13 protein-coding genes and 1 other annotated feature are annotated in these 15,691 nt (G+C 38.3%); of the genes, 2 read left to right on the plus strand and 11 right to left on the minus strand.

Going from position 1 to position 15,691, the window contains the following annotated elements; genetic code table 11:
• Positions 1 to 17 precede the first annotated feature (17 nt).
• Complete coding sequence (locus ACHABU_RS01895) at positions 18 to 2,663, minus strand: valine--tRNA ligase (protein WP_435761675.1); 2,646 nt, start codon at positions 2,661 to 2,663, stop codon at positions 18 to 20.
• A 50-nt stretch (positions 2,664 to 2,713) separates the two neighbouring features.
• Positions 2,714 to 2,941, minus strand: a binding site (T-box leader).
• A gap of 161 nt (positions 2,942 to 3,102) precedes the next feature.
• On the opposite strand from ACHABU_RS01895, the gene ACHABU_RS01900 reads away from it, so the two are divergent.
• Positions 3,103 to 3,291 (plus strand): hypothetical protein, encoded by a 189-nt coding sequence (locus tag ACHABU_RS01900; protein WP_435761677.1) that lies wholly within the window; start codon positions 3,103 to 3,105, stop codon positions 3,289 to 3,291.
• Here ACHABU_RS01900 and ysxE read toward each other — a convergent pair.
• The 8 genes from ysxE to hemA all read right to left on the minus strand — a co-directional run bounded on the left by ysxE (position 3,288) and on the right by hemA (position 11,862).
• Positions 3,288 to 4,295 carry a spore coat protein YsxE gene (ysxE, locus tag ACHABU_RS01905; RefSeq protein ID WP_435761679.1) on the minus strand — a complete coding sequence of 336 codons (1,008 nt, stop codon included), beginning with the start codon at positions 4,293 to 4,295 and terminating at the stop codon, positions 3,288 to 3,290. The genes ACHABU_RS01900 and ysxE overlap by 4 nt on opposite strands.
• 68 nt (positions 4,296 to 4,363) lie before the next feature.
• Positions 4,364 to 5,452 carry a stage VI sporulation protein D gene (gene spoVID, locus ACHABU_RS01910; RefSeq protein WP_435761681.1) on the minus strand — a complete coding sequence of 363 codons (1,089 nt, stop codon included), beginning with the start codon at positions 5,450 to 5,452 and terminating at the stop codon, positions 4,364 to 4,366.
• Between the two features lie 206 nt (positions 5,453 to 5,658).
• A complete protein-coding gene (gene hemL / locus ACHABU_RS01915) occupies positions 5,659 to 6,948 on the minus strand; it encodes a glutamate-1-semialdehyde 2,1-aminomutase (protein ID WP_435761683.1) in 1,290 nt (429 codons plus the stop codon).
• A gap of 13 nt (positions 6,949 to 6,961) precedes the next feature.
• On the minus strand, positions 6,962 to 7,948 hold the full coding sequence (hemB, locus tag ACHABU_RS01920) for a porphobilinogen synthase (RefSeq protein WP_435761685.1): 987 nt from the start codon (positions 7,946 to 7,948) through the stop codon (positions 6,962 to 6,964).
• A 1-nt stretch (position 7,949) separates the two neighbouring features.
• Positions 7,950 to 8,711, minus strand: coding sequence for a uroporphyrinogen-III synthase (locus ACHABU_RS01925; protein WP_435761687.1), 762 nt, complete (start codon positions 8,709 to 8,711; stop codon positions 7,950 to 7,952).
• Positions 8,711 to 9,640 (minus strand): hydroxymethylbilane synthase, encoded by a 930-nt coding sequence (hemC, locus tag ACHABU_RS01930; protein WP_435761689.1) that lies wholly within the window; start codon positions 9,638 to 9,640, stop codon positions 8,711 to 8,713. The genes ACHABU_RS01925 and hemC overlap by 1 nt, the downstream gene beginning before the upstream one ends.
• Positions 9,641 to 9,651: 11 nt before the next feature.
• On the minus strand, positions 9,652 to 10,470 hold the full coding sequence (locus ACHABU_RS01935; protein ID WP_435761691.1) for a cytochrome C assembly family protein: 819 nt from the start codon (positions 10,468 to 10,470) through the stop codon (positions 9,652 to 9,654).
• 18 nt (positions 10,471 to 10,488) lie between these two features.
• Entirely contained in the window at positions 10,489 to 11,862 is a 1,374-nt protein-coding gene (gene hemA / locus ACHABU_RS01940) for a glutamyl-tRNA reductase (protein WP_435761693.1), read from the minus strand.
• Positions 11,863 to 12,086: 224 nt separating this feature from the next.
• Between hemA and ACHABU_RS01945 the strand changes: the two genes are divergently transcribed.
• The gene (locus ACHABU_RS01945; protein ID WP_435761695.1) at positions 12,087 to 12,566 is read left to right on the plus strand and encodes a LiaI-LiaF-like domain-containing protein; all 480 of its coding nucleotides are present in this window, start codon (positions 12,087 to 12,089) and stop codon (positions 12,564 to 12,566) included.
• A gap of 46 nt (positions 12,567 to 12,612) precedes the next feature.
• On the opposite strand, the gene yihA is transcribed toward ACHABU_RS01945, so the two are convergent.
• Together yihA and lon are read right to left on the minus strand one after the other, a co-directional pair.
• A complete protein-coding gene (gene yihA, locus ACHABU_RS01950) occupies positions 12,613 to 13,200 on the minus strand; it encodes a ribosome biogenesis GTP-binding protein YihA/YsxC (RefSeq protein ID WP_435761697.1) in 588 nt (195 codons plus the stop codon).
• Positions 13,181 to 15,517 (minus strand): endopeptidase La, encoded by a 2,337-nt coding sequence (gene lon, locus ACHABU_RS01955; protein WP_435761699.1) that lies wholly within the window; start codon positions 15,515 to 15,517, stop codon positions 13,181 to 13,183. Before lon ends, yihA begins: the two co-directional genes overlap by 20 nt.
• Between the last annotated feature and the right edge of the window lie 174 nt (positions 15,518 to 15,691).

The following is a 15,691-nucleotide window of genomic DNA, read 5'->3' on the forward strand; positions in this document are numbered from 1 at the left end:
TTGGTTCTCGTATTATTTTATCCTTTTAATTCATCCAAACGTGCTTTCACTTTAGCCTGCTTGTCGATGTAATCCTGCTCTTTTCGTTTTTCATCATCAACAACAGCTTGTGGTGCTTTGCTAACAAAACCTTGATTAGAAAGCTTCTTCTGAACGCGTTCCACTTCTTTTGTCCACTTGATCAATTCTTTCTCTAAACGTTCCATTTCTTTATCAAAATCAATCATTCCTTCAAGTGGAAGGAAGATTTCTGCGCCGGTTACAACCGCAGACATTGCTTTTTCAGGTACTTTCAATTTTTCTGCTATCGTTAATTCATTCGTGTTACAGAAGCGTTCTAAATACTCCCGATTACCTTCAAGCTCACGAACAATCGTCTCGTTCTCAGCCTGAATCAGCATCTTTATCTGTTTCGACATCGGTGTATCCACCTCTGCACGGCTATTTCGAACCGATTTGATAATAGAAACTAAACGTTTCATTTCCTCTGATGCAGTAACATCATGGAATTCACCGCGTACTTCCGGCCATTTTGCTACTGTAATGGACGTACCAACGTGTGGAAGCTGCTGCCAAATTTCCTCCGTAATAAAAGGCATGTATGGGTGGAGCATACGCATCGTTTGATCGAGTACATAAGCAAGAACGGATCTCGTTGTTTTCTTTTTCGCCTCGTCTTCTCCATATAGCGGAAGTTTTGCCATTTCAATATACCAGTCGCAAAGTTCATCCCAGATGAAATTGTATAAATGACGGCCTGCTTCACCAAATTCATATTTATTTGTATTTTTTGTTACATGTTCAATCGTTTCATTCAAGCGAGTCAGGATCCATTTATCTGCCAAAGAGAGTTCTCCGGTTAAATCAATCTCTTCATATGTGAAGCCTTCCATATTCATCAATGAGAAGCGAGAAGCATTCCACACTTTATTCGCAAAGTTCCATGTAGACTCTACCTTTTCCCAGCTAAATCGCAAATCCTGTCCGGGTGTTGAACCGGTCAGTAGGAAATAACGTAAAGAATCTGCACCATACTTGTCGATTACATCCATTGGATCTACACCGTTCCCAAGTGATTTACTCATTTTCCGTCCTTCAGCATCTCGAATCAGACCGTGCATCAGTACATCTTTAAATGGTTTTTCGCCAGTGAATTCCTTTGACTGGAATATCATACGGGCAACCCAGAAGAAAATGATATCATATCCTGTTACAAGCACGTCCGTTGGGAAATAACGTTTAAAATCTTCTGCTTCCTTATCCGGCCAACCCATTGTAGAGAAGGGCCATAACGCAGATGAGAACCAAGTATCTAGTACATCCTCATCCTGCTCCCAATTTTCAATATCTGCTGGTGCATCCTTACCTACATAGACTTCTTTTGTATCTTTGTGATACCAGGCAGGAATACGATGCCCCCACCATAACTGACGTGATATACACCAGTCACGGATATTGTCCATCCAGTTAAAATACGTTTTCTCAAAGCGTTCCGGCACGAAATTAACTTTATCTTCCCCATGCTGCAAATCAAGTGCAGCTTCTGCCAGGGGATCCATTTTTACAAACCATTGGGTAGAAAGGTACGGTTCGACAACCGCTCCGCTTCGTTCTGAATGTCCTACCTGATGAACACGTTCTTCAATTTCAAAAAGCACATCCATATTTTGTAAATCTTTTACAATTTGCTTCCGGCATTCAAAACGATCGAGTCCATTATATTTTCCAGCATTTTCATTCATCGAACCATCTTCATTCATAACGAGTACACGTTCCAGCTCGTGCCGATTACCTACTTCAAAATCATTCGGATCATGTGCAGGTGTAATTTTAACAGCACCTGAACCGAGTTCCATATCCACATACTCATCTGCAACAATTTCTATTTCACGACCTACAATTGGCAGAATAACCGTCTTACCTACGAAGTGCTTATAACGTTCGTCTTTTGGGTGAACGGCAATTGCAGTATCTCCAAGCATTGTTTCTGGGCGTGTAGTTGCTATTTCAATTGTTTCATCGCTGTCTTTAATTGGATAACGCATGTGATAAAACTTACCGTGGACTTCCTCATAAATAACTTCAATATCGGATAAGGCAGTCTTTGTCTTGGGATCCCAATTAATGATGTACTCGCCGCGGTAGATGAGCCCTTTTTCATATAACTTAACAAATACTTCTTTAACCGCTTCTGAGAGGCCATCATCCAAGGTAAATCGCTCACGGGAATAATCAAGACCAAGTCCTACTTTTTCCCATTGGGAACGAATAAAGTCTGCGTACTCTTCTTTCCATTCCCATGCCGTTTCAAGGAATTTCTCGCGTCCTAATTCATACCGATTCGTACCCTGTTCCTTTAATTTCGCTTCTACTTTGGCCTGTGTTGCAATTCCTGCATGGTCCATACCCGGAAGCCATAATACATCATATCCTTGCATTCGTTTCATACGGGAAATCGTATCCTGCATCGTGGTATCCCATGCATGACCTAAATGTAGCTTCCCGGTTACATTCGGTGGTGGAATAACAATGGAGAACGGTTTTTTATCCGGATCACCGGTTGCTTCAAAGTATTTTCCCTCCAGCCAAAATTGATAACGCCCTTTTTCCACTTCCTCGGGATTGTATTTTGATGGAAGTGATGTTTTTTCTTGATCGCTCATTCGTATACCTCCTATTTTAATTAAACTAAAAAAACCCTTTTCATCCTAAAAAAAAGGACGAAAAGGGTTAGCTTCCGTGGTACCACCTTTGTTTACAAACCATAATTGTTTGTACACTCAAGATTTGATAACGGTCAAATACCGGCTTCTTCTACTCCAATTTCAAAGAAACTGCATCTAGGGCGACCTTCCAGAACAACCTGCCTGGGAAACTCTCAGCTCTTGATTTCCCTCTCTTTAGGCGTTTACTCTGTACTCTTCCCTGTCTTCGCTTTTTCATATCAGTTCAATTGTTCGTATGCCTCTTATTTTAGCGATAAGTGCGGATATCGTCAACTATTAATATTATACATAATGCACATATCAGGTTTGTTTATACATAGTATATTGAAAAAAGGAAGTGTGTGAACACATTATTAAATTAAAGGGGGTGAATGAAGTGGCACGTTATTACCGTTACAAGCTTCCTCCATGGGCGAGACAATGCCTATTTATTCTTGAAAGGATTACATTACCAATCATGATTTTTCAACTGGTACGGACATTATTTATTCCTACAACATTTGATATTCTATTGCTGGGAATTTTAATCGGATTATTTATAGCGTTTTATTTGGAATGGATCTAATGATCAGCATCCTCAAATGATATTGTTTCATATTCTTCTTTCATGTATTTATTCCAATTCAATGCAAAAATAAGTTTTCTGTACTGCTGTTGCAACTCACTGATTTGGATTACCATTGATTTTTTTGACGTATTATTCACGTATTCACGAATCGTTGTCAAATAAGAAGATGGATTAAGTAAGTAAATCGTTAATAACTTTAGTTCCATCTCATTTAGATCATTTTGGTTTTTATATATTTTAAATGCTTCAGTAATCCTATTCTGCGGCTGATCATAATTACCTGTCAAATGGCTGAAATATTTTGCCAAATCCATTACAGGATGATCGTAACGAGCATTTTCCCAATTAATGATATACCTTCCCACTGTGTGGTCTGGTGTAAGATTTCCATGACATAAACAATGATTCCATGTTAAATCTTCATCAGACGGATCAAGAAAATCACGTATGATATCATTATTCATTTTTGACGCATATTCAATATCTCTAAACTGCGTACAAACAAGTAGTTCAAATGGTGACATATATCGGTTACCTTCAAATTGACGAACAATTGAATTCAGTTCTGTTGGGACTTGTGTGCAGTACGTTTGATATGTAAGGAAATTTTGTGTCAGTGTATCTTTGGAAATGCGCTGTGATGTCTTTGTCTTTTCATGCAAGCTGCCTAGATGTTGCATCGTATTTTCAATTTCGTTTTTTAAATTAGCTCGATTGGGAGATTCAGTCCAAGGCGTAAGATAAAAAAAAGATTCATCCACTTCTTTATATAGTTTCCCATCTCTCGTTACATAGACAGGTGCTATTTCCGCTAGTTTTTTTTCGTTCGCAATATGATATACGCTCAGCCAGGCGGTTACATTCTCCTTCGTCAACGTACTCCGTTTCAAGGCATAATCACGTTGACCATCCTTTATACGAACTAATCGTTCTGTTATTTCCTCCATTTCTGTAGGGTATACTCGGTAGGATTGCATGACTTCTTTTATGATTTCCTGCATTTTCTTCACCACCTGTAAAATAATTTACCCCCTGAATTAGAATAAACAAGGGGTAGAATTACACCCTGCTAATTGTTAGCAGGGATATATAATAACTGTCCTTCGTGAACTTCAAAATCAGCCTCCAGATCATTGTGTTTGATCAACTGTAATGGACTAATTGAAAAACGCTGGGCTATCGTTTCAATCGTATCCTGATCCTGAACAATACAAAGTTTCATTTTTGTGAAGCTTTCTTCCTCTGTATTTCTAAAAATGTCAGATAAGTAAGTGGCATCCTCCACTGATAGTTGTTCATAATCATCATCTGTTGATTCTATTGATTTATCTGTTTCAACAGATATCACATCTGTGTGCACCTCCTCTTCTACATTGGATGCCTCTTTTCCCTCCGGTAATTGATTAAAAAACTCTGATAAAGTCTGTGACTTAACCTTCCATCTATCAGGATCTTCATTGGAGGAACGTGTAACTCCCGTCTCACTTAACTCAACAGGGTCTTCCATTGGAATCGCTTCTTCAATAACCTCAGTAGCTTCAACTTCTTCTTCTATCTCTTCCATATCTTCTGTCTCTTCCACATCTTCCTTCTGTTTCCTGATTTCAAATTCAAACGAATTTTCTTCATCATTCACAAATTCTTCCATTACCTCTTCGGTATTTTCTTCTTCTATTACTTCTTCTGTATTTCCTTCTTCTTTTTCCTCCCGGGGTTTCTCTGCATCACTGTTGATCCCGTGGATTTCAATAGATGCATACAGCTTCAATTGGCTGGATTCCGGAATTTCGTAGTCAAAGGATTCAATATTGACCGTAACTTCATCCAGATCAGCAACACGGTATGGTGGAACTGAAATCTCTACTGGAAAACGATGAGAAAACATAGTAACGCCATTTTCTTCTATAACTTTTTCCACATAACGTTTTGCTTGGAAATCTTCAAAATCCATTAATTCATCTTCCGAATCACCAGAATTAATCTTTTCATACTCCCCACGTAATTCAATAATACCTCTTATTGAGATATATTCATCATAGGGCTGGATCGATATCTCGGGTTCTAAAGAAATTCCCTTCATTTCTGCAACTTCCTGTCCCTTTTCAAAAAATAGAGACTCCTGTAGTTCAAAGGTAAATGTCTTGGAATCGCCTGCCAAAAAACCTCCTCCTTTCAACATATATCCATATGCCGATATGTCTTTATAATCTATATGACCTGCAATTGGAGGATATGCATGAAAAAAGCTATTCCTTACTGAGTGCCACCTTATTCGGGTGGCATTTCAATAATGGAATAGCTTTTAGTCGCATTCGCTTATGATGTGACTAGATTCGTCTTTTGGAGGGATGCTTGGATTCGTATTTATTTTTCTATTTTAGAGAATGCTGTCCGAATTGCTTGTATCGTTTTAGCTATGTCTTCATCGGTATGTGCTGTTGAAAGGAATAATCCTTCAAATTGCGACGGCGGAAGAAAGACGCCTTCTTCCATCATGGTCCGATAATATTGTGCAAAGTAATCCAGGTTGGATGTTTTTGCACTTTCAAAGTTGACTACTTCTTCATTTGTAAAGAACACGCCAACCATTGACCCTGCACGATTAATTTGCAATGGAATACTATATTCCGCTGCGGCAGCACGGAATCCATCGACAAGGTGATCTACTTTTTTATTTATTGCTTCGTATGATTCTGGTGTCAAAGCTGATAAGGTTTCAAAGCCAGCAGTCATTGCTAACGGATTACCGGAAAGAGTCCCAGCCTGATAGATTGGTCCCGATGGTGCCACTTGTTCCATAATTTCACGCTTCCCACCATAAGCACCAACCGGAAGTCCACCACCGATAACTTTTCCAAGACACGTTAAATCTGGTGTAATATCAAAATAACCTTGAGCACAGTTATAACCCACTCGGAATCCTGTCATTACTTCGTCAAAAATGAGGAGTGTTCCGTTATCTTCCGTGATTTTTCTTAATTCTTTCAAAAAATCAGGTTGTGGAGGTACGACACCCATATTCCCGCAAACTGGTTCCGTTATAACTGCTGCAATATCTTCACCATAAGTTTCAAAAGCAACTTTTAAACTTGTCAAATCATTATAAGGTACGGTAATGGTATTACTTGCAATTGATTTCGGTACTCCCGGGCTATCCGGTAAGCCAAGTGTAGCCACTCCAGATCCAGCTTTAATTAGTAATGAATCACCGTGTCCATGATAGCTTCCCTCGAATTTTAAGATAAGATCTTTTCCTGTATAACCTCTAGCAAGACGAATCGCACTCATCGTTGCCTCTGTGCCGGAATTAACCATACGAATCATTTCAATCGAAGGTACCCGTTCAATTACAAGCTGAGCAAGTTCGTTTTCCAGTTTGGTAGGTGCTCCAAAGCTTGTACCTTTTTCTACAATTGCTTTAAGTTTTTGTACGACACGATCATCCGAATGACCTAAAATCAGTGGGCCCCAGCTTAATACATAATCAATATATTCGTTACCGTCGATATCATATATTTTTGAACCCTTTCCAGACTCCATGAAAACAGGTGACATTCCAACTGATTTAAATGCTCGTACTGGTGAATTAACCCCTCCTGGCATTAAATCTACCGCTTCTTTATATGCATCTATTGAATTAGTAAAGTTTCTCACTTTTTAGCACCCCTTATTCGTTTTCTTTCAGCCAATTAGCAACATCTTTTGCATAATAGGATATAATCAAATCTGCTCCAGCACGTTTCATGGAGGTGAGTTTTTCCATCACAAGTGCTTTTTCATCAATCCAGCCGTTTTGGGCGGCTGCTTTAACCATGGCATATTCACCACTTACATTATACGCGACTACTGGTACATTAAAGTTGTCACGAACTTCTCTTACGATATCAAGATAAGACATTGCTGGTTTGACGATAAGAAAGTCTGCTCCTTCAGCAACATCTGATTCAGCTTCTCTTAGCGCTTCCAGGCGATTAGCAGGATCCATTTGATAGGTTTTCCGGTCCCCAAACTGTGGGGTGCTATCTGCAGCATCACGGAAAGGGCCGTAAAAAGCTGAAGCATATTTTACAGCATAAGACATAATTGGAATATGGGAAAATCCAGCCTCATCCAGCGCATTACGAATGACAGCGACAAAGCCGTCCATCATATTGGATGGAGCGATAATATCTGCTCCCGCTTCAGCTTGTGATACAGCCGTTTTGGCTAGTAATTTTAATGACTCGTCATTATCTACATCATGGTTATGAATAACGCCACAGTGACCGTGTGAGGTGTATTCACATAGGCATGTATCAGCAACTACGAGTAATTCAGGGAATTCCTTTTTAACTAAACGAGTTGCCTCCTGAATAATACCGTCCTCTGCAAAAGCTCCTGTTCCAATTTCGTCTTTATCTGAGATAACCCCAAAGAATATAACGGATCTGATTCCTATTTCATATACTTCTCTTACCTCATCTAACAAAAGATCAAAGGAAAGTTGATATACACCGGGCATCGAAGGAACTTCATTTTTTACATTTTCTCCTTCAATGACAAACATCGGATAAATAAAATCTTCTGCTCGTAAATGCGTTTCCCGTACCATAGAACGCATGGCTATTGATGAACGTAAACGGCGATGACGCTTAAAATTAGTAAACTCAGACATGTTATCGTTCCTTTCTGTTTATGTATTCACTTATAGTTAAGAGCATTGCTTCTGTTGTAAACTCTTCTGGTGTATGGAGCGTGGAAAATCCAAGCTCTTCTGCTCGTTGTTTCGTAGTCGTACCGATACAAACAACATTCTTCCGAGGAATCGCCTCAGCCAATTCTACAAAGGCCTCTACGGTGGATGGGCTAGTGAAAGTAATAAAATCAATTTCTTCCTCTGATAGGATTTGATTGAGTTTTTCTCTTGCATCATAATTTACAGCTGTCTCATAAACTTCCATGGAATCAAAGGCTAGCTGTTGTTTGGAAAATTCTACCGGAAGAACATCTCTTGAGCGATTGCCACGAATCAATAAGGTTGGTCCTTCCTCGCTAAATCCATTTAGAAATTCCTCTGCCATGATCTCTGCATTATAGATGGAAGGAATAAACGAAGATTGATATCCATACTCATTTAATACTTTCTCCGTTTTATGACCAACAGCCGCAAATTTATGTTGTCTAAGATGATGCACATGGTATTTTTTCGTAAGTCGAAAGAAACAATCAACCCCATTTGCACTCGTGAAAAAAATCCATTTATAGGTTTGGATTTTGGAGAACATTTGTTGATTTTCTTTTGCATCTTTACACGAAATTCGAAGTAATGGTACCTGAACAGGTATACCATCAAGGGCGATAACTTTTTCCGCAAGATCGCTTGCCTGCTTCGCTTCCCTTGTTATAAGAATTTTGCATCCATGCAATGATTGTTCCATTACTTGTCTAGCTCCTCTTTCACCTTATCCACGATTTCCTTAGCACCTTGCTTAATCAGAGAGTCTGCCGCTTCTTTTCCAACTGCTTTCGGATCACTTCCTCGTGCCACTTCCTTTAGGATAGTTTTTCCATCAGGAGTACCGACTAACGCAGTCAGGACAATATCATTCTCTTCAAGGTAAGCATATCCGCCAATTGGTACTTGGCATCCACCTTCTAGTAAATTCAGAAAAGTTCTTTCTGCTGTAACAGTTCGTGTGGTTAAGTCATCATTAATCTTTTCTAAAATCCCACGAATCTCTTCGTCATCTTCACGGCTCTCAATTGCTAAGGCTCCTTGCCCGACAGCTGGAACACATATTTCTGGCTCCAAGTATTCCGTAATTAACGCTTCACTCAACCCAACACGTTTAAGTCCAGACACAGCAAGAATGATCGCATCATAGTCTTCTTCCTGTAATTTGCGAATTCGTGTTTCGATATTGCCGCGGATCCACTTAATTTCTACATCGGGGCGTTCTGCAAGAATTTGTGCAGATCGACGTAAACTGCTCGTTCCCACGATTGCTCCTTTTGGTAAGTCCGCAAGCCTTACGTTATTGTTTGCGATATATGCATCACGGTGATCTTCCCTTATCGGAATGGAAGAAATCATAAGCCCTTGTGGCATCTCGGAAGGCATATCTTTCATACTATGTACAGCAAAGTCAATCTCTTTATCATACATAGCCTGCTCAATCTCTTTTACAAAAAGACCTTTGCCGCCTACTTTTGATAATGTAACATCAAGAATTCGATCACCCTTCGTCACGATTTTCTTTATTTCAAATTCATTTTTAACCCCTGCCTCTTTGAGCTGGTTAATTACCCATTCTGTTTGAGTTAATGCTAAATTACTTTTTCTAGTACCTACAACAATCTTACGCATGTATAATCCTCCTAAAAGTGAAAACTCGATAACGAACTGAATAAAAAGAAATTAATCAGCAAAATTAAAAATGCAATGGTGTTATAAGAGGAGAGAAATTTACCCTCATACCCCTTAACAATCCGTAAAATCAAATAAACAATATACACCATCAGTACAATGATCGAACCAATGGTCTTACTATCAAACCAATAAAATACGGATGAGGAAACATAGGCCCAGACCAAACCTAAAATAATAGCTATTAATAATAATGGTACCCCTATAGATACCGCTTTAAAACTATAGTTATCCAGTTCCCTTAAATCACCTAGGCGCCACATCCATTTTAACCCTTTTTTCTTTTTTAACAAATGATATTGAACCAAATACATCACGGAAAAAAGAAATGCAATCGTGAAAAAACCATAAGATATGATTGCAAGGGTTATATGTGAAACTAGGATTTCGTTTACGAACTGTATTGCTTCATTTGGAAAACGATTAGCAGCACTAGCTGTAACATACATTAATAGAATAAAGAATCCAAATACATTAATAAAAAATACAATAAAACGCACAGGAAACAATTTATTGATAATCAAGGAAAAAATAATAAGTACCCATGAATACAAAAGTAAACTATCCACGACAGTCGCTACCGGGAAGTTTTTTTCAATGAACACTTCAAAAAAGAAAAAGGCCGTTTGAATAATCAAAACCATACTAAGCAACCAGAAAGCAAACCTGTTTGCCTTCCGGTTGTTATGAATAAAATCTATAAAATATCCGATTAAACTGAAGCCATATATAACCAGACTAATTTCGTAGAGCCACTTCATTTCAATCATCATGTTTTCCTTTCTCGATCAAGCTGTAGTGATTTTTTCAATCCAAGGAAAGGAGGACTTATCATCTTTTGACATAGTCTTCATGGTGTCATTTTTTTTTGCCTGTTTTTCAAATTCGGCTTTTACTTCTTCTTCTATACCGAAAATATCAATGAAAAGTTGCAGCGATTCATCCGCCTTTTCATTACCTGCAAGCTCTTTTGCCTGCGTAACAGGCTCTTTCAATATCTGATTGATAATACTTTTTGTATGCTTGTTTAGTACTTTTTTCTCACGAGCGGTCATATCAGGCATCTTTCTTTCAATACTTTTCATTGTTTCTGCTTGGATAGACATTGCTTTTTGACGTAGAGCGGAAATGACTGGAACGACACCGAGCGTTTTCATCCATTCCTTAAATAGGACAATTTCCTCTTCCATCATTAATTCAATTTGCCCAGCAGCTGCTTTTCTTGATTCCAGATTATCGTCGACAATATTTTTCAGATTATCAATATCGTATAGAAAAACATTATCTAAGTTACTGATTTGAGGATCGATATCTCTAGGCACTGCAATATCCACGAGGAATAATGCCTTTCCTTTGCGTTTCTTTTGAACAGGCTCGAGCATGTCCTTTCTGAGAACAACGGAATCCGAACCAGTTGAACTGATAAGGATATCCGCTTCCTGGATAACATGCATAAGATTATCCATGCTTTCTGGAGTTGCTTCAAATTTCTCTGCCAATTCTTCTGCCTTTTTCATTGTTCGATTAATAACAGTAATTTTAGTTGCACCTGAACCTTGAAGATTTTTGGCAGCGAGCTCTCCCATTTTACCTGCACCAAGAATTACGACGTGTTTATTCTGAAGATCACCAAAAATTTTCTTTGCTAATTCTACTGCCGCATAACTGATGGATACTGCATGCTCACCAATTGCCGTTTCTTTATGTGCACGCTTACCGAAAGTAATTGCCTGCTTGAATAGTTCATTAAAAATTGTACCGGTCGTTTTCATTTCCTGAGAAGTCAGGAATGCGTGTTTTACTTGACCAAGTATTTGGGTTTCGCCAAGCACCATCGAGTCTAGGCCTGTAGATACACGGAAAAGGTGTTCCATCGCACCATCGTCTTCTGTAATACGTAAATAGGAGGAAAATTCCTCTTTATCAATATCAAACCAATCCGCTAAAAATTGTTTGATATAAAAACGACCTGTGTGTAATTGATCAACCACTGCGTAGATTTCCGTACGGTTACACGTAGAAACAATCACATTTTCCAGAATGCTTTTCTGACTTTTAAGTTTATTCATTGCTTCATGAAGTGAGTCTTCTGAAAATGTAAGTTTCTCCCTTATTTCTACAGGGGCTGTTTTGTAATTGAATCCGACTTTTAATATATGCACTTTTCTACCCCCAAAATAATTTACGGATAAATTCAATATAAATTCTATAATTAATTACCTAGTTTATAGTATAACACGTATTCGTATACTCATTTTCTCAAAATGTGAACAGAATCTGAAACAATATGTTAGTATAAAATATATAATAATAAGTTCGAATGTACTTTATCATACTGTAATCATGTTATCAAGAAATCGACTCAAATCGGAGGGAATTTCGTAAGGTGAAAAAAACAAATTCTTTACTAGCATATTTATTGATTGGAATTGGTATCTATTTTCTTCTAAGGGAAATGAAAATACCCATTCTCACAAACTTTTATTCTTGGCAGACATTGCTGATCATAATAGGTCTTGCACTGTTAATACATAGTTATACATCAAAAACATATCAGAACTTATTCGTCGGAACCATTGTACTTGGATTAGGTATTCATTTGCATGGTGTACAGCATTATTCCTTTTGGATTGATCATTGGGGCGTCATTTTACTGATCATCGGTTTTGCTTTTATTGTTCGATATGCAAAAACAAAGAAAGGATTGGTACCAGGTCTTCTTCTCATTCTATTGGCCGTGCTGTTCATTTTTTCTATCAATCTACCAGCATACTTTGACTGGATATACAGTATTATTGATTTATTCGAGAGATTTTGGCCCCTTGTTCTTATCATTATTGGTTTATATCTGATGAAAAAGAAATAAAAAATCACCCTATGCCGAGAACTGTTCTCGAATAGGGTGCTTTTTATCAGCTTTTTAGATATTTCGTAATAATTGACCATGACTCTTCTTTTCCTTCTCCTGTTTCAGAGGAGAAAGGAATCACGATATCCTCAGGGGCAACTTGGAATGTTTGCTTTGTCCGCTTTATATGCTGTGCCCTTTTACTTTTAGGAATTTTATCTATTTTCGTCCCTACGATAATTACTTGAAGATCATTATATTTAAGAAAATCATACATTCGTAAATCATCTTTCGTTGGTTCATGACGAAGATCTGTAATAAGAAGAACTGCTTTCAGTGTATCCCTTGTCTGAAAGTATTCCTCCATCATTGGTCCCCATTTTTCTTTTTCCGATTTGGAAACTTTTGCGTACCCATATCCAGGAACGTCAACAAAATAAAAAACATCGTTTATTCGATAGAAATTTAATGTTTGCGTCTTCCCTGGCTTTGAAGATGTACGAGCTAAACTTTTACGGTTGATCAATTTATTAATAAACGAAGATTTCCCCACGTTTGAACGGCCTGCCAATGCAATTTCGGGTAACATGTCCCCAGGGTATTGCTTCTGACTTACCGCACTAATTACTATTTCAGCTTTTGTTACTTTCATTTTTATCCTCCACTAATGCATGCTCTAGAACTTGATCAAGATGGTTCACTGGTATAAATGTCAACTCGTTTCGCACGCTTTCTGGTATATTTTCTATATCTTTTTCATTTTCTTCAGGAATGATCAACGTGGTTAGTCCAGCTCGATGTGCGCTTAATGATTTTTCTTTTAACCCGCCAATCGGCAGCACGCGTCCCCGCAACGTTATCTCACCAGTCATACCTACTTCTTTTTTAATTGCTCTTCCTGATAATGAAGATACAAGTGCTGTAGCTATTGTAATCCCCGCTGATGGACCATCTTTCGGTGTAGCCCCTGCTGGTACATGAATGTGAATATCATACTTCTCATAAAAATTAGATTCAATATTAAATTCGTTCGTTCGAGAACGAACATAGCTGAATGCCGCCTGAGCAGATTCCTGCATAACATCCCCTAATTGCCCCGTTAGTGTCAGTTTCCCTTTACCCGGGTAGTGGCTAACCTCAATAGAGAGTATATCTCCACCGGCAGAAGTATATGCCAATCCTGTGGCTGCTCCCACTTGATCTTCCAGTTCCATGAGTCCATAGCTGTATACCGGTTTGCCAAGTAGATCCTCGATACTCTTCTCTGTAACAACTACTTTCTCTTTATCTTTAGATATTAAGATTTTCGCAGCTTTACGGCATAATTTTGCTAGTTGTCTCTCCAAACTACGTACTCCAGCTTCCCGTGTATAGGTGCGAATTAGCTTCAGTAAAGCACCCTCTCGTATTTGCATCGTTCCCTTGGACAAACCATTTTCTTTTAATTGCTTTGGAAACAGGTGTTGTTTGGCAATATGAAGCTTTTCTACTTCCGTATAACCAGCAATCGAAATAAGTTCCATACGATCTAATAATGGTCCAGGGATACTGTTTACATTGTTGGCGGTTGCAATGAAAAGCACATTGGATAAGTCATAGTTCTCTTCTATAAAATGATCACTAAAGGTACTGTTTTGTTCCGGATCCAAAACTTCTAGCATTGCCGAAGAAGGATCCCCACGGAAATCATTGGACATTTTATCAATTTCATCGAGAAGGAAGACAGGATTAATGGTTCCGGCCTTTTTCATTCCCTGTACAATTCTTCCTGGCATGGCACCTATATAAGTTCTGCGGTGCCCTCTTATCTCAGCTTCATCCCTTACTCCACCAAGTGAAATCCTTACGAAATTGCGATCAATGGATCGTGCAATCGATTTCGCTAAAGATGTTTTCCCCACCCCAGGAGGACCTACAAGACAAAGAATTGGGCCTTTTATCGTGTTTGTAAGCTTCTGAACAGCAAGATATTCTAAAATGCGCTCTTTCACCTTTTCTAAACCATAATGATCTTCATTCAATATTTTTTCAGCACGATTAATTTTGATTGTATCTTGTGTCTTTTTTGTCCACGGTAGTACGATCAGCCAATCGAGATAATTACGGATAACAGAGCTTTCAGCTGATGATTGCGGAACTTTCTCATATCTGCCCAACTCTTTAAGAGCAACCTCCATAATATGTTCTGGCATGTCGGATTCTTCAATATTCTCCCGCAACTGCTCAACTTCGCTAGATTTACCATCTCTTTCACCAAGTTCTTTCTGGATCGCTTTTAATTGTTCACGCAGATAATATTCCTTCTGTGTCTTTTCCATTGAAGTCTTTACACGCTGACCAATTTTATTTTCCAAGTCCAGCACTTTTTTTTCGTTGGAAATGATTTTAATAAGATGTTTAATTCTTTCTGTCACATTAACTAATTCTAAAACCTCTTGTTTGTCTTTTACTTTGAGCGTTAGATGTGAGGAAATAATATCAGCTAACCGACTCGGTTCTTCGATATCTTCCACCGTTTCATACGTTTCTTGGGTGATTTTTCTGGATAGTTTTATGTACTGTTTAAATTGACCAAGTAAAGAACGCATCAATGCTTCTTCTTCATGTTTTTCCCCATGAATATCATCTATTTCTTTAATTTCCACCATGAATTCATCATCAGAATCAATGAATTGTTGAATCTCACCACGATGTAACCCTTCAACAAGGACTCTAATTGTCCCATTTGGCAATTTCAGCATTTGTTTTACGGTTGCCAATGTTCCAATATTATAGATATCCTTTGGTTCCGGGTCATCCAAGCTCACTTTTTTCTGTGCCGCCAAAAATATCTTTTGATCATCCATCATTGCTTTTTCGAGTGCAGCTACGGATTTATCTCTACCTACATCCAAATGAAGAACCATTGACGGAAACACCAGTAGTCCACGCAAAGGGAGGAGGGGAATTTGTATTGTTTCTTTACTCATAATTTGTACCTCCAAATTAGTATGTAATCCAAAATAATTGCTATTATGTATCACTTAAGTTTAAAGATTATATTTCCATTTGTAAAACTATTTCTTTTCTTACGGGTGCTACTTTTCTTCGTTAGTATTACCATTACCGCCTTTTATAAACAAAAAAAGAGACTGACTGCGGGC

Origin of the sequence: Oceanobacillus sp. CF4.6 (assembly GCF_051262635.1) — a bacterium.
Lineage (GTDB): Bacteria > Bacillota > Bacilli > Bacillales > Amphibacillaceae > Oceanobacillus.